Below are 20,327 nucleotides of genomic sequence, written 5' to 3' on the forward strand. Positions count from 1 at the left end.
GCTCACCAGTGGTTAAGCGACCTTTTGCGGCCTGATTGGCTGCCCGAACGACCTTGCGAACCATGCCTCCGAAATCTCGGATGACAGTCCGGCACGCCGCAAGACTTTCTCGCGATCCGTCTCGGAATATGCCCAAAGACCGACGCTGATCCGATCACGCCCCTCGCCTGCGCTGCCCAGCACCTCTGGTGCAGCCCCGATCATGTTATAGATGCGGATCATGCGGGCGTCGAATACTCCCAACAAATGCGTCAACTGGAAAGCGCGCATCAGCTCTCCACCCGCCAGCATCAGCGCGCCAGCCACGCGGGGGGATGCATCAGGTGCAAGACAGAACCGTGTGCATTCCCAGATAAAGGGGCTTTCAATCCGTTCCGGTGACAGGTGACTGAAATGATCGTTCACCATGGTACGCCCGGATGTCGGCAGAAACCGCATGGACCCGCCGTGGACCCCGCCCGGTTCTTCCCAGATCACATAAAGCGGATTCAGGCTGTCGTATTCATCCTGTTCCCAGCCGCGCGCATCCACGCTGACATCCCATTTCAAACGGTCGCGGAACTGCACCGCGCGGTCACGGTGCATCGTTTCCTGCAAGGTCGGATATGCGCCAAGCGCGTCGCCGTAAACATAGCGTAACATGTTAAGCCCCTTCAAAGCTGCTCCTTCATGGAAGGGACATTGGCAGAAGGGTACTTTGCGGTTGGTTAATGGCCCGTCACGGTCGGCAGAATCACGCGCGCAACGGGGTTTTTTCCTCGCGTCCGGGCCAGCCACCTTCTGCAGCGCGCGCCGCACCGCCAACGACAATCAGACCTTCGGCCAAGGCCCGGGCAACCGCGTGTGTGGTGTTCAATGCGCCCAGCTTAAAGCGTGCGCTCTCGATATAGGCGCGCAAGGTGTGCTCTGAGATCAACAGCATCTCAGCCACCTGACTGCGGCCATAGCCCATTGCAAGATAGGTAAGCGTGTCCACCTCGCGCGGGGACAGCGGGCGCACTGGTTCGGGCTGGCGTTCCATCTCGAAATCAAGCGCCTTCTGATTCAGAAAGTGCGCAATCAGGATGATGTCGCGCTGGTTCTTGGTCGTAAAAGCCGACCATTCCGCATCACTGCAATGATGCGACAATGAAAACAGGGCGAACTGACCGTTCGGACCACGGATCGGGACAGAAAAGCCCTGATTGCCGATCCCATGCGCGATCGAATCCTTGCGAAAGGCCCGCGCGGCCTTTGACGACCAGTCGAGCATCTTCCAGTCCACCGGATGGAACCGTTGAAAGCACCCCAGCACGACAGGATCGACCCGCAGGTAGTCCTTGTCGACGTAATGCTGCACCCATTTCGGGTCATATGTCCCGAAACCGTACTGTTCGCCATCAGCGCTGACCCAGTGATAGACCGTATGATCTATCCTGAATGTATCGCGAAGTGAGACGATAAGTCCCTGAATTTGAGCGATTTCTGTGGCGTTACCCAAGCCGTGAAGAAAGTTGTCCAGTCTGCTCTTTGCCATTATATTGCGCGCGCATCGTCCCTTCGGATGTCGTCGCGATTTCGGCCGTCGCCACTGCGGCAGTCTGCTCTAAATGATCCGCCAGCAAGTCGAGACCATTTGTGTGAGCAAAGGATTTCAAGTCGGCCAAGACGTCGATGATCCAGTTATGTCCCAAGATTACCCTCCCTCGGAATAGTTAACGAACCGTTAACAACCTATGGTAGCAAGCAATTCTAAACGAAATATATTCGCTGAATTCGCCCCCCCAGAAATGGGGGGATGGTGATCAGCCAACTGCTCTTGATAAAAGCAAGCGTGGAACGAAATAGGAGCGCACGCATAACGCGTACGCTCCTTCTGTTTGCGGAAATTGTCGAATCAGCGCTGTGACTCGATCACCGTGTCTTCGAATGTGCGCAGGCCGGTTTTCGGGGCCTGTACCAAAACGGCCATGTTCCCCGGCTTATGCTCGTTCTTGCGCATCTTCGTATGCGCCGCAGGAATGTCGGACCAAGGGAATACCTCTGACATGCACGGATCAAGGCGCCGTTCGATCATCAACTGGTTCGCCGCACTTGCCTGCTTGAGGTGGGCAAAATGGCTGCCCTGCAGGCGTTTTTGGTGCATCCACATGTAACGGACGTCGAACGTGCAGTTGAAACCGGTGGTGCCGGCACAAATGACGACCATGCCGCCTTTTTTGCAGACCAGCGACGAAACAGGGAATGTCGCCTCGCCGGGGTGCTCAAATACCATGTCAACGTTTACGCCTTTGCCGGTGATCTCCCAGATCGCCTTGCCGAACTTGCGCGCCTCTTTCAGCCAGGCGTTGTATTCGGGCGTGTTCACCGTAGGTAGTTGCCCCCAGCAGTCAAAATCCTTGCGGTTGATGACACCTTTTGCACCCAGGTCCATAACGAACTGGCGCTTGTCTTCTTCACTGATGACACCAATGGCGTTCGCTCCCGCCGTATTGATCAACTGGATCGCGTACGACCCAAGACCGCCGGACGCTCCCCACACCAGTACGTTCTGGCCGGGCTTGAGATCATGCGGTTCATGTCCGAACAGCATCCGGTAGGCGGTCGCCAGCGTCAGCGTGTAGCAGGCACTCTCTTCCCAGGTCAGGTGCTGGGGACGTGCCATCAGCTGCTGGCTTTGCACGCACGTAAACTGGGCAAAGGATCCGTCCGGCGTTTCGTAACCCCAGATCCGCTGGCTTTCCGAAAACATCGGATCACCACCGTTGCAATGTTCGTCATCGCCATCGTCCTGATTGCAATGAATGACGACCTCGTCGCCAACCTTCCAGCGCTTGACCTTGTCACCAACGGCCCAGACGATACCCGAAGCATCTGAACCGGCGATGTGGTAATCGGCCTTGTGCACGTCGAACGGGCTGATCGGGATACCAAGACCCGCCCAGACACCATTATAGTTGACCCCTGCCGCCATCACGAGAACCAGGACTTCGTTACTATCCGGCTTGGGGCAATCGACGACCTCGATCTCGAATGCCTTGTCAGGTTCGCCGTGCCGTTCGCGCCGGATCGTCCACGCATACATCTGCGCAGGCACATGGCCGAGCGGCGGCATCTCTGCGACGTCGTAAAGATCCTTCACCGGGGCATTGTAGGTAAGTACTGGGGCATTTGTGTCGAGGGCCATCTCTGTCACCATCCTGTGTTTCGTCCATATTGCTGCATTGCGGAATCATCCGTGCCTTTCCAGCAGTTATGCAACTGCAGCGAAACTTTGCAACCCCATCACATGATTTTTTGTAATATAATTACTTTGCGGACGCAGAAAAATGGTGCGCAATCGTGTTTGCGTAATAGGCAACGACCCCTGCCCCTTCGGGTTGGATCGATATCTCACCGTCCTTCTCAACAACAAACCCGCGCGCCAGTAGCGGTTTCAGGGTATCTTCGACCAATGCGCCGACTTCCTTGCGCGGCAGTGGCATGTCCTTGCTCTTCAGCATTTCCAACCGCGCGCGCACACCATCTGCCAGGGCGCTGCGACTGGAAGCGCCATCAGTCACAAGCACATGCGCAATCAGCGGCGTGGCCAGCACCGGCACAACCGCACGCACGCGGTCCATCAGTTCAGCAGCAATGGCTTCTGTCTTCGCATCAAGGTCATCGCCGGAAAAGGCGGACAGATGCAACGGCTTGCCAAACCCGACCGAGGCCGTCCCGAACCCGCGTGTCCGCTTGGTAACCCGGTCCAAAAGATACGTCCAAATGCCATGGATGACGGTCATGAACGGCGGACGGAACTTGCGCTTGCCGCTTTCGTGCGCAGCGACAAGAAACCGGTCCTCAAAGACGCGATCGTAATTCAGCCCGACCGGCACAAAGATGACGTCGCGCCCCTCCGGCTTGTAACTACTGACGATGTAATTCAGCAGACCCAGCTTTGGCTCACCCACCGCGCCCGTCAGACTCAACCCGCCTTCGGGGAACATCGCCTGCGTGACGCCGCCCTGCGTCGCCATCTGGACATATCGCGCCAGAACACGCCGATAAAGCTGACCACGCGACCGGCGGCGGATAAAGTAGGCCCCCATCATCCGGATCATGGACGACAGCGGCCAGACGCGCGCCCATTCCCCCACGGCATATGACAGCGCACCCGCGCGGCTGACCAGATACGTCACCAGCACGTAATCCATATTACTGCGGTGATTCATCACGAAGATGACAGTCGCATCAGCGTCCAGCGCTTCCAGCGCATCACGATCAAAAGTGCCTAACCTGATCCGGTAAAAGGCGCGGCTCAGCCACTTGGCGAGACGTGTGCCAATCGTGAAATAGGCCGTCGCCGAAAAAGACGGGACGATCTCGCGGGCGTATTTCTTGGCTTGCTCGAACGCCACGTTCTCGGGCACGTCAAATTCGCGCGCATGTTCGACAATCGCCTCGGTAATTTCCGGATCATAAATCAGGCGCTGGATCATGTCATAGCGACGGGCCAGCTTGAACGGCTCGATGGGACGCTGCAGCCTTTCATTGACGCGCGCGATAACGCGCTCTGCCCGCTTGCGGAAGAACCAGCGCACGGATGGAAATAAAAAGTGGGATGCAAACGTCACAGCCGCAAAAAGGACAATCAGAACGAAGGCCCACAGGGGCATGGAAATTGGCTGCGTCATCGCGGCAGAGATTATCAGGTCGCATGCGATTGCCAACGCCAATCGACCCAATGCCGCAATGCAGCGAATTGACAGCTTTGGAAAGTTACCTATAACTACCCTCAACGCGCAATAAAATTGCGCATCAGGATTCGAGGAGCCCGTCTATGTCGCAAACGCAGAAAGATCGTCCCTGGCTGTTCCGGACATATGCGGGCCACTCTACCGCCAAAGCCTCGAACGCGCTGTATCGTGGGAACCTTGCCAAAGGGCAGACCGGTCTGTCGGTGGCTTTCGATCTGCCGACGCAGACGGGCTATGACAGCGATCACACGCTTGCTGCGGGCGAAGTCGGCAAAGTTGGTGTGCCTGTGTCCCACCTTGGCGACATGCGTGCGCTGTTCGACGATATTCCGCTGGATCAGATGAACACGTCGATGACGATCAACGCGACAGCACCCTGGCTGCTCTCGCTCTATATTGCCGTGGCCGAAGAACAGGGCGCGGATATCTCGGCGCTCCAAGGCACCGTTCAAAACGACATCATCAAGGAATACCTCTCTCGCGGCACCTACATTTGCCCGCCCGAACCATCCTTGCGGATGATTACGGATGTCGCGGCATATACGCGCGAACACCTGCCCAAATGGAACCCGATGAACGTCTGTTCCTATCACCTGCAAGAAGCAGGGGCGACGCCCGAGGAAGAGCTGGCCTTCGCGTTGGCAACAGCAACCGCCGTTCTGGATGATTTGAAAGGCAAAGTGCCGGCCGCGCATTTTCCGGCCATGGTGGGTCGTATCTCGTTCTTTGTGAATGCGGGCATCCGGTTCGTGACCGAGCTTTGCAAAATGCGTGCTTTTGTCGAACTCTGGGATGAAATCTGCCAGGAACGCTATGGTGTGGAAGACCCCAAATACCGGCGGTTCCGCTATGGGGTGCAGGTCAACTCGCTCGGGCTGACAGAACAGCAGCCTGAAAACAACGTCTACCGGATCCTGATCGAAATGCTGGCCGTGACGCTGTCCAAGAACGCCCGCGCCCGCGCCGTACAATTGCCCGCATGGAACGAAGCACTTGGCCTGCCCCGCCCGTGGGATCAGCAATGGTCGCTCCGGATGCAACAAATCCTGGCCTATGAAACCGACCTTCTGGAATACGAAGACCTGTTTGACGGAAACCCGGCAATCGAACGCAAGGTCGCCGCGCTCAAAGACGGAGCGCGCGCAGAGCTGAAACAGATCGACGGCATGGGTGGGGCAGTCAATGCGATTGCGTACATGAAAGGCCGGCTGGTCGAATCCAACGCGGCCCGCATCGGCGGCATCGAAAGTGGCGACACGACGGTTGTCGGTGTGAACAAATGGCAGGCAGGTGAACCATCGCCGCTGACGGCGGGCGACGACGCGATCATGGTCGCCGACGCCGAAGCCGAGGCCGACCAGCTTCGCCGCATTGCCGACTGGAAAGCCAACCGGGATGAAACGGCCGTAAAACAGGCACTCGCAGACCTGCGCAGTGCGGCCAAGGACGGCACGAACATCATGATCCCGTCAATTGCGGCAGCAAAGGCTGGCGTGACAACGGGCGAATGGGCCGATGTGATCCGCGCCGCGTTCGGACAATACCGGGCCCCGACCGGCGTCAGCGCGAACCCGTCAAACAGAACCGAAGGGCTGGACGAGATTCGCGAACAGGTCGATCTGGTATCAGCCGCACTGGGGCGGCGGCTGAAATTCCTCGTCGGGAAACCGGGGCTGGATGGTCACTCTAACGGTGCCGAACAAATCGCGGCACGCGCGCGCGATTGCGGAATGGATATTTCCTACGAAGGCATTCGCCTGACACCTGATGAATTGGTTGCCGCTGCGGCAAGCGACGACGCACATGTCATCGGTCTTTCAATTCTGTCAGGCTCCCATATTCCGCTGATTGCGACGTTTATGGAAAAGCTGAAGGAAAAGGGTTTATCGCATATTCCCGTGATCGCCGGTGGCATTATTCCCGATGAAGACGCGGAAAAGCTGCGCGCCATGGGGGTCGCCAAAGTCTATACGCCGAAAGATTTTGAATTGAATAAGATAATGGCAGATATTGTGACACTGGTGGATCCCCGCGCAATCGCAGCGGAATAGGCATTGTCCCTTTAGATAGGTTTCCCTTTACGTCAAACTCCGATCAAATGGCGGCGCTCACACTCACGGGGCAGAATACGGAGATGACATGTCAATCGACCTCAGCGCGATGTCGCGCAAAGAGCTGACCAAACTGCGCGATAATATCGACAAGGCACTCGAAAGCCTGAAAAAGAAAGAATTGAAAGCGGCACGGGAGGCCGCTGAAAAGGCTGCCGCAGCGCATGGCTTTTCGTTGGCCGAATTAACAGGTGCCGGCAAGAAATATGGTCGCAAGAAAAGCAGCGGACCAAAGACCAAGGCCCCCGCAAAATTCAAGAATCCGAATGACCCCTCGCAAACATGGACAGGCAAGGGGCGCCAACCACAATGGTTCAAGGACGCGATGGCGTCAGGCGCAACACCGGATTCACTCGCGGTCTAGGGCAGCTTTATCTGATCCCATTGAAGATTTCTGTCAGACCTGCCGAAAAAGCCGGGTCTGACGGAATAGTCCGTACCTCAATTCGCGACAATCAATTTCAGATTGCGCGATGCACGTCTTTTCAAGACTGTGCTAAAGTGAAATCCGGGACGTAAAAAGGAAATCGGAAATGACCATCCATATTGGCGCAAAGCCGGGCGACATCGCGGAAACCGTATTGATGCCGGGCGATCCCTACCGCGCGAAATGGGCGGCGGAAACTTTTCTGAAAGATGCCGTCTGCGTCAACGAAGTCCGCGGAATGCTCGGTTTTACCGGCACATGGAACGGACACCGGGTGACGATCCAAGGATCGGGCATGGGCATGCCATCCCTGTCGATCTACGCAAATGAACTCATCAGCGAATACAATGCGCAGACCCTGATCCGGATTGGATCATGCGGCGGGATGCAGGACTATGTCGGCATCCGGGATGTGATCCTTGCGATGACGGCAACAACGCTGTCCACACCCTCGCGCGGCATTATGAAGGAACTGAACTTCGCACCCTGTGCCGACTACGGTCTTCTAGCCGCCGCCGCAGAAGCCGCGGCGAGGAAAGGCACGAAAACCCACGTCGGGGGCATCTATTCCTCGGACGTCTTTTATGACGAACGACCCGACCTGAACGAACAAATGGTGCGTCACGGGATACTCGGGGTCGAAATGGAGGCCGCCGAACTCTACATTCTCGCCGCCCGTCACAAACGGCGCGCGCTTGCAGTGCTGACCGTCAGCGACCACTTGCTGACGCACGAAGCGCTCCCCGCTGATCAGAGGGAACGCTCGTTCGGTGATATGGTTGAAATCGCACTAGAGGCCGCCTTCACCTGACGGCACGTGAACGCCGTGGCTGCCGTCATAGCCATTCTTCGCTGGCGGCTCCCAACCTGCCAGTGACGCAGGCCTGAAAACCTCCATCAACAGCGGATAACAGGCGGCGGCATCGCTCGAATGCTCGGCACTGCAATCACCCCCAGGACAGGCGCTCAACACGGCGAGCAGGTCGATTTCCGCAAACAGATCAAGGTAATCGCCCGGACGGACAGGGCTCGCCTTCATGAAATACTGACCCGTATCACGGGTAAAACCGGTGCACATAAACACATTCAGCACATCATGCACGTGGGCTTCCGCGTCTTTCAACGAAAGTCCCGTTTCGGCTGCCAAAGCGCGTGTCAGGTTGGAATGACAACAATGGTGATACTGCGTGCCCGACAACAAATTGCCGGTGTAAGGATCGCAACGGGTTCCGATCACATCATGTACACTGCCGCCAAACGTATCGATGCCATACCAATCAAGCGTGTCATGAATGACCGTCGCCATCGGGCGCAAATGCGGAAAAGACGACCACATCCGATCACCCGTGCTCAGGTGGGTGCCATGCAAGGCACGGGTCTTTCCGGAATAAAACCGTTCTGACAGATCATCATCGGCAAAAAGGTTCAAATCACCGACCTGCGGCCCATCGACCGATTTCAGACGCAGGACATGTCCGGCGGGAACGCGGATCGCCGCAGCCTCGCGGGGCGGGACGATTTGCGTCTGCTGTAATTCCATATCTGCCCGCGCCCGTTCATAAAAATCCATATCCGGTGGCGGCAAAGCGTCAACAGGATAGCAGATAACTGGCGCAACGGCGCGGCGGGCATCTGCATCTTCGGGTGGGTCAGAGCGTGTCATTCTGACAGCAAATCAAACTGACTGACCAAAGGAAAGCCGGATTTCTTTACGCAAAGGCACTCCAGCCGTATGAATGCGGCCAAGGCAAGATACGAACACGTCCGTCCACATGTGCAAGAACCGGGATCAAAAACCGGCACGCAATGCGGCAAGGCGGATAACGCAGGCAATAAGGGGCAAGAAAAGCCCCATGACTGGAGCAGACAATGAAGAATGTGATCCTCGGGCTCACGGCGGTTTCCTGCCTTGCGGCATGTGGCGGAAACGGCGGCACCACGGCTTCCGGACTTCTTGGCGCAGACGGCAGCTTTCTTGAACCGCTGGAAGACGCACGCGGCGGCACAGCAAACTTTGCGGGCACGAACAACGGCTATGCCTATCAGGTCGGCATGAACGCATCGCGCAGCGGCTTTGTCACGCAGGCGGTGCTGCTGGACGGCACAAACCTTCCCGCGCCGTCAAACGGCGGAACAGCCACCATGACAGCGGCATACGAACTCGAAACCTTCGAAGCCCCGGAAACCGATGATGTCGGCCTGATCGGCACGCGACGATCGGTTGCCGGTGACATGGCGCTGACCGTCAATTTCGACAGCGGCACAATCAGCGGTTCGGACAACGGGCTGGCCGTGTCCGGCAATTTCAACCGGACCGGCACCCTGGAAGGCACAGCGCAATTTGAAGATATGGCGGGTGAACTAGCCGGTGACGTGGGCAACACGCAAGCCGTCGGCATCTTTAATGGGCAAAGCGTCACGGGCATCTTTGCGGGCGGCTTTGTCGCTGAATAAGAAAGCCCGGGTCACTGCCCGGGCTTTCCTACAATCTCTCGGCTGCCTAGACGACGCGTTCGACCATCATCTGCTTGATTTCTGAAATCGCCTTGGCCGGGTTCAGACCCTTCGGGCAGGTCTTGGCGCAGTTCATGATCGTATGACAACGGTACAGCTTGAACGGATCTTCCAACTCGTCCAACCGCTCGCCGGTCGCCTCGTCCCGGCTATCGACCAACCAGCGGTGCGCAGCCAGCAACGCGGCAGGTCCAAGATAGCGATCACCATTCCACCAGTAAGACGGGCACGATGTGGAACAGCAGGCGCACATGATGCACTCATAACGGCCATCCAGCTTTTCGCGATCTTCGATGGACTGCTTCCATTCCTTCGCAGGCGGGTTCGTCTTGGTTTCAAGCCACGGCATGATCGAAGCGTGCTGCGCGTAGAAATGGGTCAGATCGGGAATCAAGTCCTTGACCACAGGCATGTGCGGCAACGGATAAATCTTGATGTCGCCGGTCACATCGTCCAACCCATGAATACACGCAAGCGTATTGATCCCGTCAATGTTCATCGCGCAGGATCCGCAGATCCCCTCGCGGCAGGACCGGCGGAAGGTCAGGGTCGGGTCAATCTCGTTCTTGATCTTGATCAGCGCGTCCAGGATCATCGGCCCACAGGTATCGACGTCCACGAAATAGGTATCCAGCGATGGGTTCTTTCCATCATCGGGGTTCCAGCGATAGATCTGCACCTTACGCAGATTGGTCGCGCCTTCAGGCTTGGGCCATGTTTTGCCCGTGACCATGCGGCTGTTCTTAGGGAGTGTTAGTTGAACCATGTCGGCGATTTTCCGATGCTGTCATCTACTTTGGGCAGACATTACCCTACCTCATCGGCAAGGCCAATGCGACAAACCGTTGTATTGATCGGATTTTCACTCAATTGCCTCCTATCTGCGGCACTGGTATGACCGGTGATCAAACGGCAACGGGGCATCGACATGCTGGGCGGTCTCAAATCGCGATTGAAAGTACGCCGTGACCGGCTGAAAGTGCTATCACGCAAGCGCCGCCGCGCCCTTTCCGAACAGCTAGAGGCGGAAGGCGACGCCACCCGCGCGGGCCTTGCACGGTTCGCTGAAAAGAAAACGCTGTTCGAAAAAAGCTCGCCGCTGCTGCGCCGCAACATCCACAGGCTGGAAAAAGGCCTCGCGATGCCCGAACGCAGGCCCGTCTTCGCAGAAAGTTTTATCGGCGAAACGGTCGCGCTTTATACAAGGCTAATCAAATCCGCGGCCCCGTCCGCCCCCGAAGTACGTTGGGCGCATGACGTACTGACGGCGTATTTTGCGGCAGTCCAAAAAGACGACGGCAAGATCGCCGCCGCGTACAAATCATGGTCAGCTCTGCCGCCCCTTCCAGCACAAACGCCCATGCCGGCAAGCCCGTACGCGCTGGCCGATCAAGGGCAAATGATCACTGAAAAACTGCCCGCATTTGAAACCTTCGCAGCACTTTGCCGCGCGCGCCGCTCACAGCGATGGTTCAGCGACGCGCCACTGCCGATGGATCAGGTCAGGGCAGCAATGGACGCAGCCTTGCAGGCACCCAGTGCATGCAACCGGCAACCCTTTGATTTCTACCTCGTGCAAAGCCGCGAAAAGGTAAAGGCGGTCACATCGCTCCCGCTCGGGACAGCCGGCTTTGGTGACGACCTGCCCGCCGTCATTGCCGTCGTCGGCGATCTGTCGAACTTTGCCGAACCGCGCGACCGCCATCTGATCTTCATCGATTCAGGGCTGGTTGCGATGCAATTCATGCTGGCGTTGACAGCGCAAGGACTTGGCAGTGTGCCGATCAACTGGCCGGACCTGCCCGACAACCATGATGCGTTGCGGGACATTCTTGGCCTTGCGCCGCATCAGGTGCCAATCATGCTCATCGGTTTGGGCGTGCCCGACCCGACATGCATCATCCCCTACTCCGGCAAACGCCCTGCGGACGAGGTTCTACATGTCATCGACTAGACCGGTCATCGAAATCGCCGGTGTCTGGCTGCCCAACAAAGGCGCGGAACTGATGGCGCACGCGACCATTGCAGCCCTGCGGAAAAGACTGCCCGATGCGCAATTCCGTTCGCCCCAGCAAGGGCCGGACGCAATGCGGGCTGAAATCGGCATGCCTGCGATGCCACAAAACCGCGGCCAACTTTGGCGACTGGTTCCATTTGCAGGCGAAAGACTGGCATTCCGGGCGAAACGACCCGAAATCACGCACGTTATCGACATTTCCGGCTTCGCCTACGGCGATCACTGGGGGGCAAAGAAAGCACGCCGTCGGGTGGGTGCCTACCTGCGGGCGGGCTATCCCACCTACGTAATGCCGCAAGCATTCGGGCCCTTCACCGACCCCACGCTAGCTGATGAAATGCGGTTCATCCTGCCGCGTCTCGGCATGGTCGCCGCACGTGACGCCGTTTCGCTCGATCACCTGCAAAAGTTGAACGCGGGCGTTGATATTCCAAAGATGCCCGACATCACACTCGGCCTCGACATCAGCGCGCGTGACGTGACCAAACCCGCAGGGCCATACGGGTGTGTCGTCGTGAACGCGCAGTTGATGAAAGCAGGAGCACTCGATGAAGATGGCATCAACGCGCTCTTTGGCGGTGTCATCACGGCGATGAAAAACGCAAGCGTGACACCGGTTGTCGTGCTGCACGAACCCAGAGCGGACGCGGCATTGTCACAAACGTTGGCGGATGCGCACGGGGTTCAGATGATCGCGCTCGACGACGCGCGCGACATCAAGGCGTTCATTGCCGGATCGACCTGCACAGTCACCGCGCGCTTTCACGGATTGGCCAACGCACTGTCTACAGGCGTCCCCGCATTCGCGGTCAGCTGGTCGCACAAATACAAGGAATTGCTGTCGGATTTCGGCTGCGCGGATGCGATCTTTGACGGGGACACGGATGCATTTCTCTCAACGCTGCGTCATTTCCTGAACGATGATGCGGCGCAAGCGCAGCGCCGTGCCGCGTTGCAAGCAAAAGTAGCCCAGATCAAACCGCAGCTTGAAACCTGGTGGGACACACTGGCCGACAAAATACAGGCTTCGGGTTAAAGATCGCGCAGGCGTGGCGGACGGATCGGCAACTCACCAGTCAGCTGAAAAACGCAGCTTTCATACACAGCAAGCGGGTCGCGGCCCTGAACAAAGTCGCTCGTGATGCTGATCGACCCTTCAGCAAAAGGGCCAGAGTTACTGTTGGCACCGATGGTCAACTCGGCCTCCGGAGCCTGGGCCCCACGCGCACGTTCTTCGCACCGGTCGGCCGCACGTTCCGGCGACATCGGGGTGCAGGCAGTGATGGCAAATGACAACAAGACAAAAGCAATCCGTTTCATGGGAACATCTCCGAACCTCACACCGGCACCGCATTGCAGTGACCGGCACGCAACTCCTTACGGATGACCAGTTTCAAACCGGACCAGATATCATCCACTGCACAGACTTTGACATCCACCAGGACGTCGGCCAATGCGCGGTTCCGAATGGTGTCTTCGGTCAGATCGGTCGGCACTTTCGACGCTTTCTTGGGCCAACTCACCCAGATCATGCCGTCGGGTTTGATCCGGTCGCGCAAAACCGGCAGCGCATCAACCACAGTTGCCGCCGACTTCGTGAACAAATGGATGAAATCAAAGGTCCTGCCTTTGAGCGTCCGCCAATCGCGCACCTCTTCAAGCGCAACGAAATTGGCGGCCTTCAATAAATCACGCTGGCTTTCGGGCAAATCGCAAAATGCGACGGTCTGCCCATCCTTCAATCCCAACTTCTTGGGCAAAGGTGTGCCAGAATAACCCGCCGCTGGCATCAGTAAACGCGGGCTTTCGGCGCGATCTTCTTCATATCGATACCGCCCTCTTTTTCAGAGGTCAGCGGATCCACATGCACCGGACGTGTCGACAGTTTGGTCTTTGCGCCATCCACAACGGCCAGCGAATGCACGCGCCATTTCTTGTCGTCCCGGTCAGGGTAATCCTCATGCGCATGGGCACCACGGCTTTCCTTACGGGCCTCGGCCGCAACAATCGTGGCAAGCGCATTTGGCATCAGGTTCGTCAGTTCAAGCGTTTCCATCAGGTCGCTGTTCCAGACAAGCGAACGGTCGGTGACCTTGATGTCATCCATCTTGTCCGCGATAGCTTCCATCTTCTTGACACCCTCGGCCAGCGTCTTGTCGGTGCGGAAGACGGCGGCGTCTTCCTGCATCGCCTTTTGCATCTCAAGGCGCAGCTCGGCAGTGCCGGTCGTGCCATCCGCGTGGCGCAGCCCGTCAAAGCGGTCGAAGGCATAGTCAATCGACGCTGCGTTCAGAGTGGGGTTCGCGGAATTGCGATCGACAACCTCCCCCGCCTTGATCGCGGCGGCGCGGCCAAAGACAACAAGATCGATCAACGAATTGGACCCAAGACGGTTCGCGCCATGAACAGACGCACAGCCCGCTTCACCAACGGCCATCAGGCCGGGAACAACCGCATCAGGATTGTCCTTCGTCGGGTTCAACACCTCGCCCCAATAGTTTGTGGGAATACCGCCCATGTTGTAGTGCACCGTTGGCAAGACAGGGATCGGCTCTTTCGTCAAATCGACACCGGCAAAGATGCGGGCAGATTCAGAAATACCGGGTAACCGCAGATCAAGCGTTTCAGGCGGCAAATGATTCAGGTGCAGATGGATGTGGTCGGCATTCGCCCCCACACCGCGACCTTCGCGGATTTCCATCGTCATGCAGCGTGACACCACATCGCGGGATGCAAGGTCTTTGTAGGTCGGCGCATAACGCTCCATAAAGCGTTCGCCCTCAGAGTTGGTCAGATAACCGCCCTCGCCGCGCGCACCTTCGGTGATCAGGCAGCCCGCACCATAGATGCCCGTCGGATGGAACTGTACGAATTCCATATCCTGCAACGGCAGACCCTGACGGGCCACCATGCCACCGCCGTCACCGGTACAGGTGTGGGCAGATGTCGCGCTGAAATAGGCACGGCCATAACCGCCTGTCGCCAACACGGTCGTCTTGGCGGAAAATACGTGCATTGTACCGTCATCAAGCTTCCACGCGATGACGCCCTGGCACTGGCCATCCTCGGACATGATCAGATCGGTTGCAAAATACTCGATATAGAATTCGGCCTTCTGCTTCAGGCTCTGGCCATAAAGCGTGTGCAAAATGGCGTGGCCGGTGCGGTCGGCGGCGGCACAGGTGCGCTGCACGGGCGGGCCTTCACCAAATTCGGTAGTGTGTCCGCCAAAGGGGCGCTGGTAGATATTGCCTTCTTCGGTCCGCGAAAACGGAACGCCGTAATGCTCCAGCTCGTAAACCGCTTTCGGGGCTTCGCGGGCAAGGTACTCCATTGCATCCGTATCACCCAGCCAATCCGACCCCTTGACGGTGTCATACATGTGCCACTGCCAGCTATCCGGCCCCATGTTGCCAAGGGATGCGGCAATACCACCCTGCGCTGCCACAGTGTGCGAACGGGTCGGAAAGACCTTGGAAATGCAGGCTGTTTTCAGGCCCTGTTCGGCCAGACCCAACGTTGCGCGCAAGCCAGCGCCGCCAGCGCCCACCACAATCGCGTCATAGACATGGGTTTCGTATTCGTAAGCTGCCATTGTCAGATGCTCCGGCGAATTAAAGTGCGATGCGGATGAGGGCAAAGATGCCAAGGCCAGCGGCCCCGTAGGACAGGCAGATCATTGCAATGATTGCGATCTTGCGCGCCTTGCCGTGAACATAGTCTTCGATCAGGGTCTGCACACCTTTGGCAAAGTGGAAAAAGCCCACAAGCAAGGTCAGCATTGCAATCCCGGCAGGGACCGGACGGCTGTAATAGGCGATGACCTCTTCATAGGTGCCGCCCAGCGCGGACCCGAACTGGAAGATGAAGATCGGGATCAGGATCAACAGACCAACTGATGATACCATCATCTGCCAGTGATGCTCTGTCCCGGATTTTGCAGACCCCATGCCAGAAGCACGCTTGCGATCAGTCAGAAATGCCATTGGTCTGCTCCCTATATCACGATTACGGTAAAGATGGTCAGCAGGACCGACGCGATGATCATCACAAGGCCCATCATCTCGGCACGTTCGACTTCGAGTCCGTAACCCATATCCCAGATCAGATGACGCAGGCCGCCAAGCAGGTGATACCAGATTGCCCATGTCGACAGGAAAAAGACCAGATCACCGAACCAGCTGCGCAGAAAGCCGTCCGCGGTCGCGAATGCCTCCGGTCCGGCAGCAGCGGCGACAAACCACCAGACGATCATCAGCGCGGCCACCAACAGGGCATTCCCCGTCAGGCGCACGAAAATCGACGTCATGGATGTCAGCTGGGGTCGGTAGATTGTCAAATGGGGCGACAGGGGGCGATTTCCCCGGTTCACGTCAGCCATATCAGTTCCCTTCCTGGCGATATGTCGTCCGGCAAGACAACACCTTTGCGCCTGTATTGCACCAATTGGTAAAGAGAGTCACGAGTCCAACCGATGAAATACCGCGTGATTTTGCCGCGATGCGGCACATTTCCGGGGAATGTGATCACAGATTTTCCCGGTGTGATCACATCATGCAACATCATGCATCTGCATCTCGCGTCTTCCGCGACCATCAGCGTTCTGTGCGAATGAAAGACACGCACCTCAGGTCGGCATCAATGCCCAGTAATCCAGATCAAGCAAAACGTCGGGATGATACTTGCCATCCTCCGTCTTCAGCGCTCCGGCCTTTCCCTTCGTTGCGACAAGACGCAACCGGATGGCACCGACACCGGGCGCGTCCGTGTCGGCAGTGTCCAGCACCTCTGACCACGCCCGCACCGTATCACCGGCAAAACAGGGATTCGCGTGCGCGCCGCCGTTCAGCGCAACGATCATCTGCGCATTCGCCAACCCGTTGAACGACAAGGCCCGCGCCATGCTGATGACATGGCCACCATAGATCAGACGCTTGCCGTCAGGGCGGTTGGTGGCATCGAAATGCACCTTCGCCGTGTTCTGCCACAGGCGCGTGGCAATCATATGCTCGGCCTCTTCAATTGTGACACCATCGACGTGGTCGATCACCTCACCCACCTTGTAATCGCCCAAGCGATGCGGTTCTCCGGCAAGGGCAAAGTCGTAATCTGTAAAGTCTAGGCCCTCTGGCACCACCAGATCGCCCGGCAGAACAGATTTCTGCAAGTCGGGGATAACAGTGTCGGGGGCCGGCGCGTCGCCCTGCTTGCGCACCATAACCCAGCGGACGTATTCCAGAACCGGCACATCCATCTGATTGCGCCCTGTCGTACGCACCCAGACAACACCCGACTTGCCGTTTGAATTCTGCTTGACGCCAATCACTTCGGACGTCGACGTCAGCGTATCACCGGGCCAGACCGGGGCCAACCAGCGTCCCTCGGCGTACCCCAGATTGGCGACAGCGTTCAGCGACACATCCGGCACCGTCTTTCCAAAGACAATATGAAACGCGATCAAATCATCCAGCGGCGAAGACTCCAGACCACAGTCCTGCGCGAACATATCCGACGAATAAAGCGCACCCCGCGCGGGATAGAGCGCGTGATAAAGTGCCCGCTCTCCCTCGGCCACAGTACGTGGGACGGCGTGCGTGATGACGTCACCGACCTTGTAATCATCGAAAAAACGGCCCGCGTTCGTCTTGCTCATTGCGCGCCCAGCTTCATGTCGGATGAATAGGGGGTTTCGACCTCTTTGATGACGGCCTGCGCACAGCGCATCACCCCGTTGGCGTGGTCATAGGCGTACTGGGGCGATCCATGCAAAACCCAGCCCTTGGCCAGCGCATCGGACACCTTGTGACAAAAGGCAGACGTGTCGTCTTCGGTCAGCAAGCGATAAAGCGTATTCATTTCAACCCCATGGCCTGACGCCCAACCAGTTGTGAATGGCCATGACAACGGCAACGATCACAAGGGTCAGAACGACATAGATGATTTCCTTTTTCGCCGCGCCTCGGGGCGGCGGTGTCCATTCGGGATCCTGCGTGTTGATCAGCGCAATCTCGACAAATGCCCAGACAAGCAAACCGCCAAACAAAACGAAGGACGCAATATCACCGTTCACAAGCAAATGCGCGATGGCCCAGATGCTGAACCCGGTCAGCTGCGGATGGCGCATCTTGGTACCCAGCCAAACACGGGGTTTGCCCGGTCCGGGGCCACCCACGGCATAGATGTAAAACGCAACGACCATAAGCAGGTTGTTCACACCGACCAAGGCGGCACTTGGCCCCCAATAAAACGTTGTCTCCGCACCGCGATAGCCGATCACCATCAGCACGACGCTCGCGACGATGAGCAATGCCATCACGCCCTTGCCCGGCGTTCCCATCCTCGCACGCAGGTCAGGCGCAAGCCGTTTGAAAAGATGTGCCGCCCACCAGAGGACGACACCGGAAATAAGAAGGATCATGTGGCTTCAAGCTCCGCAATTGCTTTGGCTTTCGCCAACGTCGCCTGTGCGGTTTCGATATGCAAGTTCTCAACGATCTTGCCGTCCACCACGGCGACGCCCTGCCCCGCGGCCATCGCATCGTCAAAAGCGGCAATCTGGCGTTCGGCTAGGTCGACTTCTTCCGGTGTCGGGCCGAAAACTGCATTGCAAATGGCAACTTGCGCGGGGTGGATCAGCGTCTTGCCGTCAAACCCCATCGCACGCCCATCGGCGCATTCGGCGCGCAACCCCTCTTCGTCCTTGAACGCGTTATAAACACCGTCAAGGGCGACAATCCCGTGCGCACGGGCCGCCAGCAGACACAGCTGCAATGATGTGATCATGGCCGTACGGCCTTGGGCCCCAAGATCCTTGGCCAGATCGTTCGTTCCCATGACAAAACCTGCGATACGCGGATGCGCGGCAATGTCGGCGGCATTCAAAATTCCCTGCGGGGTCTCCATCATTGCCCAGATAGGCAGGTCCGGCACCAATGCTGCCAAGGCGTCGACGTCGGCAGCGCTATTGACCTTGGGCAGCAAGACCGCATCGCAAGCCATGTCCTTGACTGCCGCAGCATCGGCCTTGCCCCACTGCGTATCCAGCCCGTTGATCCGCACGATCCGCTGGCGCACGCCATAGCCGCCATCGGCCAACGCGTTGGCCAAGCCTTTGCGTGCGTTGTCTTTTTCATCCGGCGCGACGGCATCTTCCAGATCGAACAGGATGATATCGACAGGCAGCGCGCGTGCCTTGTTCAACGCACGCTCCTTTGAACCGGGAATATACAGGGCGGAACGGCTGGGGCGAACTGTCATCGAATCTTCCTCGCAATATTGTTGCGCAAACATGCGCCGATCTTTGCGCATTGTTCAACCTGAAAATGCTGCATCGCAGCGCAACAGACCGCCCGTTACGCATTGTTAACCAATTTTCACGATTGTCAGAGCCAAACTCGTCGCATGTCCAGCGACTGCAAGATCGCACCGCTGCAACCTGATTTCACAAAAGGGGCCTGCCATGAAACGTATCTTTTTCCTGACATCGACCGCACTTGCGGCAATGTTGCTGACGACCTACGAACTCGCCGCGCAAGCGCGCAACTGTGGCCCACACGAGGTGGTGACAACACGACTTGCGGAACGCTACGGCGAAAGCCGCCAGATCATTGCGCTGACGTCTGACCAGTCGGTGATGGAACTTTTTGCCTCGCCCGAAACGGGCAGCTGGACGATCACGATCACCCGCGCCGGACAGCCAACCTGCCTTGTGGCGGCGGGACAGAATTACCAGCACGTCGCCGAAGCCCTCGGTGCCCCCGATCAGGGCGCGTAAAGCCCCATGATTCCGTCATAAAGCAGCTTGAGCGACAGCGCCAAAAGCGCCCAGACGATGATGCGAAAGAACAGTTTTTCCGGCATCACACGGATCAGCCAGACACCGGCAAAGACCGACACAGCGGCGGGGATCATCAGGATCGCCGCCGTTTTCATGTTCGCAAGATTCAGCTGTCCCAGCAGGTAATAAGGAACCAGCTTGATGATGTTGATATAGGCAAAAGCGACGGTCACCGTGCCCGCAAATATGATCTTTTCCAGCTTCAGAGGCAGCACATAGATCTGATAGGGGACCGATCCCGAATGGCTGACGAAACTGGTGAAACCGGTGATCGTGCCCCAGAACAGACCCGACCCCCAGCGTGCGGGGCGCGGCGGGGTCTCGACCGGTTTGCGCAGCATCAGCGACAGCGCAAAAATCGCACCGATCAGCCCAAGGATCAGCACGACCATGGCATCTGACACGTAATCGACGGTCAGATACCCGATCAACACGCCAAGCGGCATCGCTACCATGACAATCTTGAGAACATCGCGACTGAATGACTTGCGATAGGCGATCAGACCAAAAACATCCGCGGCGATGAAAACGGGCAAAAGCAGCCCTGCGGCCACGATCGGGGACATGACCAGCGACATCAGCGGCACCGCCAACGCGGTAATCACAGGCACGCCGCCCTTGCCAAGCCCAACGCAGACCGCGGCGACAATGGCCACACTCCAAAAAACCGCCCCGTCCAAACGCCCGTCCCTCGATCAAACCT

Annotated in this window: 24 protein-coding genes; 7 read left to right on the plus strand and 17 right to left on the minus strand. The window is 57.7% G+C overall.

Translation table 11 applies throughout. The features are described 5' to 3' along the window. Positions 1–12: 12 nt before the first annotated feature. From BMY44_RS09945 to BMY44_RS09960, 5 genes are all read right to left on the minus strand, one after another. Positions 13–642 (minus strand): acyl-homoserine-lactone synthase, encoded by a 630-nt coding sequence (locus BMY44_RS09945; RefSeq protein WP_089993420.1) that lies wholly within the window; start codon positions 640–642, stop codon positions 13–15. 91 nt (positions 643–733) lie between these two features. Beyond that, on the minus strand, positions 734–1,516 hold the full coding sequence (locus tag BMY44_RS09950) for a helix-turn-helix transcriptional regulator (protein WP_089993424.1): 783 nt from the start codon (positions 1,514–1,516) through the stop codon (positions 734–736). Continuing rightward, positions 1,473–1,673: a hypothetical protein gene (locus BMY44_RS18200; protein ID WP_165611815.1), complete on the minus strand. Its 201-nt coding sequence runs from the start codon at positions 1,671–1,673 to the stop codon at positions 1,473–1,475. Before BMY44_RS18200 ends, BMY44_RS09950 begins: the two co-directional genes overlap by 44 nt. A 203-nt stretch (positions 1,674–1,876) precedes the next feature. Next, positions 1,877–3,166, minus strand: coding sequence for a crotonyl-CoA carboxylase/reductase (gene ccrA / locus BMY44_RS09955; RefSeq protein WP_089994796.1), 1,290 nt, complete (start codon positions 3,164–3,166; stop codon positions 1,877–1,879). A gap of 121 nt (positions 3,167–3,287) precedes the next feature. After that, positions 3,288–4,691 carry a 1-acyl-sn-glycerol-3-phosphate acyltransferase gene (locus BMY44_RS09960; RefSeq protein WP_423219741.1) on the minus strand — a complete coding sequence of 468 codons (1,404 nt, stop codon included), beginning with the start codon at positions 4,689–4,691 and terminating at the stop codon, positions 3,288–3,290. A gap of 110 nt (positions 4,692–4,801) precedes the next feature. Here BMY44_RS09960 and BMY44_RS09965 point away from each other — a divergent pair, with 110 nt between their 5' ends. The 3 genes from BMY44_RS09965 (at position 4,802) to deoD (ending at position 8,067) form a co-directional block, all read left to right on the plus strand. Continuing rightward, positions 4,802–6,769 carry a protein meaA gene (locus tag BMY44_RS09965; RefSeq protein ID WP_089993428.1) on the plus strand — a complete coding sequence of 656 codons (1,968 nt, stop codon included), beginning with the start codon at positions 4,802–4,804 and terminating at the stop codon, positions 6,767–6,769. Positions 6,770–6,857: 88 nt separating this feature from the next. Further along, a complete protein-coding gene (locus tag BMY44_RS09970) occupies positions 6,858–7,193 on the plus strand; it encodes an H-NS histone family protein (RefSeq protein ID WP_089993431.1) in 336 nt (111 codons plus the stop codon). Positions 7,194–7,362: 169 nt separating this feature from the next. Beyond that, positions 7,363–8,067, plus strand: coding sequence for a purine-nucleoside phosphorylase (gene deoD, locus BMY44_RS09975; protein WP_089993433.1), 705 nt, complete (start codon positions 7,363–7,365; stop codon positions 8,065–8,067). Here deoD and BMY44_RS09980 read toward each other — a convergent pair. After that, positions 8,047–8,919, minus strand: a complete 873-nt coding sequence (locus BMY44_RS09980; protein ID WP_089993435.1) for an urea carboxylase-associated family protein — start codon at positions 8,917–8,919, stop codon at positions 8,047–8,049. The genes deoD and BMY44_RS09980 overlap by 21 nt on opposite strands. A gap of 206 nt (positions 8,920–9,125) precedes the next feature. Here BMY44_RS09980 and BMY44_RS09985 point away from each other — a divergent pair, with 206 nt between their 5' ends. Then, complete coding sequence (locus BMY44_RS09985; protein WP_089993438.1) at positions 9,126–9,710, plus strand: hypothetical protein; 585 nt, start codon at positions 9,126–9,128, stop codon at positions 9,708–9,710. Positions 9,711–9,756: 46 nt separating this feature from the next. Here the strand turns inward: BMY44_RS09985 and BMY44_RS09990 are convergent, their stop codons facing one another. Next, entirely contained in the window at positions 9,757–10,536 is a 780-nt protein-coding gene (locus tag BMY44_RS09990; RefSeq protein WP_089993442.1) for a succinate dehydrogenase iron-sulfur subunit, read from the minus strand. 135 nt (positions 10,537–10,671) lie between these two features. Between BMY44_RS09990 and BMY44_RS09995 the strand changes: the two genes are divergently transcribed. Together BMY44_RS09995 and BMY44_RS10000 are read left to right on the plus strand one after the other, a co-directional pair. Beyond that, positions 10,672–11,724 (plus strand): nitroreductase family protein, encoded by a 1,053-nt coding sequence (locus tag BMY44_RS09995; protein ID WP_131801593.1) that lies wholly within the window; start codon positions 10,672–10,674, stop codon positions 11,722–11,724. Continuing rightward, on the plus strand, positions 11,711–12,823 hold the full coding sequence (locus BMY44_RS10000) for a polysaccharide pyruvyl transferase family protein (RefSeq protein ID WP_165611816.1): 1,113 nt from the start codon (positions 11,711–11,713) through the stop codon (positions 12,821–12,823). The genes BMY44_RS09995 and BMY44_RS10000 overlap by 14 nt, the downstream gene beginning before the upstream one ends. Here the strand turns inward: BMY44_RS10000 and BMY44_RS10005 are convergent. The 9 genes from BMY44_RS10005 to BMY44_RS10045 form a co-directional block, all read right to left on the minus strand. After that, positions 12,820–13,107, minus strand: coding sequence for a hypothetical protein (locus BMY44_RS10005; protein ID WP_089993452.1), 288 nt, complete (start codon positions 13,105–13,107; stop codon positions 12,820–12,822). The two genes, BMY44_RS10000 and BMY44_RS10005, sit on opposite strands and share 4 nt — an antisense overlap. A 17-nt stretch (positions 13,108–13,124) precedes the next feature. Beyond that, positions 13,125–13,577, minus strand: a complete 453-nt coding sequence (locus BMY44_RS10010) for a DUF3052 family protein (RefSeq protein ID WP_089993454.1) — start codon at positions 13,575–13,577, stop codon at positions 13,125–13,127. Then, a complete protein-coding gene (gene sdhA / locus BMY44_RS10015; protein WP_089993457.1) occupies positions 13,577–15,382 on the minus strand; it encodes a succinate dehydrogenase flavoprotein subunit in 1,806 nt (601 codons plus the stop codon). Before sdhA ends, BMY44_RS10010 begins: the two co-directional genes overlap by 1 nt. 19 nt (positions 15,383–15,401) lie before the next feature. Further along, a complete protein-coding gene (gene sdhD / locus BMY44_RS10020) occupies positions 15,402–15,773 on the minus strand; it encodes a succinate dehydrogenase, hydrophobic membrane anchor protein (RefSeq protein ID WP_089993460.1) in 372 nt (123 codons plus the stop codon). An 11-nt stretch (positions 15,774–15,784) separates the two neighbouring features. Beyond that, entirely contained in the window at positions 15,785–16,168 is a 384-nt protein-coding gene (gene sdhC / locus BMY44_RS10025) for a succinate dehydrogenase, cytochrome b556 subunit (protein ID WP_089993463.1), read from the minus strand. Between the two features lie 246 nt (positions 16,169–16,414). Beyond that, entirely contained in the window at positions 16,415–17,440 is a 1,026-nt protein-coding gene (locus BMY44_RS10030) for a MaoC family dehydratase (protein ID WP_089993465.1), read from the minus strand. Further along, a complete protein-coding gene (locus BMY44_RS10035) occupies positions 17,437–17,643 on the minus strand; it encodes a DUF1737 domain-containing protein (protein WP_089993468.1) in 207 nt (68 codons plus the stop codon). Before BMY44_RS10035 ends, BMY44_RS10030 begins: the two co-directional genes overlap by 4 nt. A gap of 1 nt (position 17,644) precedes the next feature. Beyond that, complete coding sequence (locus tag BMY44_RS10040; RefSeq protein ID WP_089993470.1) at positions 17,645–18,205, minus strand: NnrU family protein; 561 nt, start codon at positions 18,203–18,205, stop codon at positions 17,645–17,647. After that, positions 18,202–19,044, minus strand: coding sequence for an HpcH/HpaI aldolase/citrate lyase family protein (locus BMY44_RS10045; protein ID WP_089994798.1), 843 nt, complete (start codon positions 19,042–19,044; stop codon positions 18,202–18,204). The genes BMY44_RS10040 and BMY44_RS10045 overlap by 4 nt, the downstream gene beginning before the upstream one ends. A 202-nt stretch (positions 19,045–19,246) precedes the next feature. Here BMY44_RS10045 and BMY44_RS10050 point away from each other — a divergent pair, with 202 nt between their 5' ends. Then, positions 19,247–19,561, plus strand: a complete 315-nt coding sequence (locus BMY44_RS10050) for a hypothetical protein (protein WP_089993472.1) — start codon at positions 19,247–19,249, stop codon at positions 19,559–19,561. Here the strand turns inward: BMY44_RS10050 and BMY44_RS10055 are convergent. Continuing rightward, complete coding sequence (locus BMY44_RS10055) at positions 19,549–20,280, minus strand: sulfite exporter TauE/SafE family protein (RefSeq protein ID WP_242650520.1); 732 nt, start codon at positions 20,278–20,280, stop codon at positions 19,549–19,551. The two genes, BMY44_RS10050 and BMY44_RS10055, sit on opposite strands and share 13 nt — an antisense overlap. Between the last annotated feature and the right edge of the window lie 47 nt (positions 20,281–20,327).

It is taken from the genome of Cognatiyoonia koreensis (assembly GCF_900109295.1).
GTDB classification, from domain to species: domain Bacteria; phylum Pseudomonadota; class Alphaproteobacteria; order Rhodobacterales; family Rhodobacteraceae; genus Cognatiyoonia; species Cognatiyoonia koreensis.

Coding starts and splice junctions, on each gene's coding strand:
- BMY44_RS09945 (WP_089993420.1), bottom strand. CDS start 642: ATGTTACGCTATGTTTACGGCGACGCGCTTGGCGCATATCCGACCTTG.
- BMY44_RS09950 (WP_089993424.1), bottom strand. CDS start 1,516: ATGGCAAAGAGCAGACTGGACAACTTTCTTCACGGCTTGGGTAACGCC.
- ccrA (WP_089994796.1), bottom strand. CDS start 3,166: ATGGCCCTCGACACAAATGCCCCAGTACTTACCTACAATGCCCCGGTG.
- BMY44_RS09965 (WP_089993428.1), top strand. CDS start 4,802: ATGTCGCAAACGCAGAAAGATCGTCCCTGGCTGTTCCGGACATATGCG.
- BMY44_RS09970 (WP_089993431.1), top strand. CDS start 6,858: ATGTCAATCGACCTCAGCGCGATGTCGCGCAAAGAGCTGACCAAACTG.
- deoD (WP_089993433.1), top strand. CDS start 7,363: ATGACCATCCATATTGGCGCAAAGCCGGGCGACATCGCGGAAACCGTA.
- BMY44_RS09980 (WP_089993435.1), bottom strand. CDS start 8,919: ATGACACGCTCTGACCCACCCGAAGATGCAGATGCCCGCCGCGCCGTT.
- BMY44_RS09985 (WP_089993438.1), top strand. CDS start 9,126: ATGAAGAATGTGATCCTCGGGCTCACGGCGGTTTCCTGCCTTGCGGCA.
- BMY44_RS09990 (WP_089993442.1), bottom strand. CDS start 10,536: ATGGTTCAACTAACACTCCCTAAGAACAGCCGCATGGTCACGGGCAAA.
- BMY44_RS10000 (WP_165611816.1), top strand. CDS start 11,711: ATGTCATCGACTAGACCGGTCATCGAAATCGCCGGTGTCTGGCTGCCC.
- BMY44_RS10005 (WP_089993452.1), bottom strand. CDS start 13,107: ATGAAACGGATTGCTTTTGTCTTGTTGTCATTTGCCATCACTGCCTGC.
- BMY44_RS10010 (WP_089993454.1), bottom strand. CDS start 13,577: ATGCCAGCGGCGGGTTATTCTGGCACACCTTTGCCCAAGAAGTTGGGA.
- sdhA (WP_089993457.1), bottom strand. CDS start 15,382: ATGGCAGCTTACGAATACGAAACCCATGTCTATGACGCGATTGTGGTG.
- sdhD (WP_089993460.1), bottom strand. CDS start 15,773: ATGGCATTTCTGACTGATCGCAAGCGTGCTTCTGGCATGGGGTCTGCA.
- sdhC (WP_089993463.1), bottom strand. CDS start 16,168: ATGGCTGACGTGAACCGGGGAAATCGCCCCCTGTCGCCCCATTTGACA.
- BMY44_RS10030 (WP_089993465.1), bottom strand. CDS start 17,440: ATGAGCAAGACGAACGCGGGCCGTTTTTTCGATGATTACAAGGTCGGT.
- BMY44_RS10035 (WP_089993468.1), bottom strand. CDS start 17,643: ATGAATACGCTTTATCGCTTGCTGACCGAAGACGACACGTCTGCCTTT.
- BMY44_RS10040 (WP_089993470.1), bottom strand. CDS start 18,205: ATGATCCTTCTTATTTCCGGTGTCGTCCTCTGGTGGGCGGCACATCTT.
- BMY44_RS10045 (WP_089994798.1), bottom strand. CDS start 19,044: ATGACAGTTCGCCCCAGCCGTTCCGCCCTGTATATTCCCGGTTCAAAG.
- BMY44_RS10050 (WP_089993472.1), top strand. CDS start 19,247: ATGAAACGTATCTTTTTCCTGACATCGACCGCACTTGCGGCAATGTTG.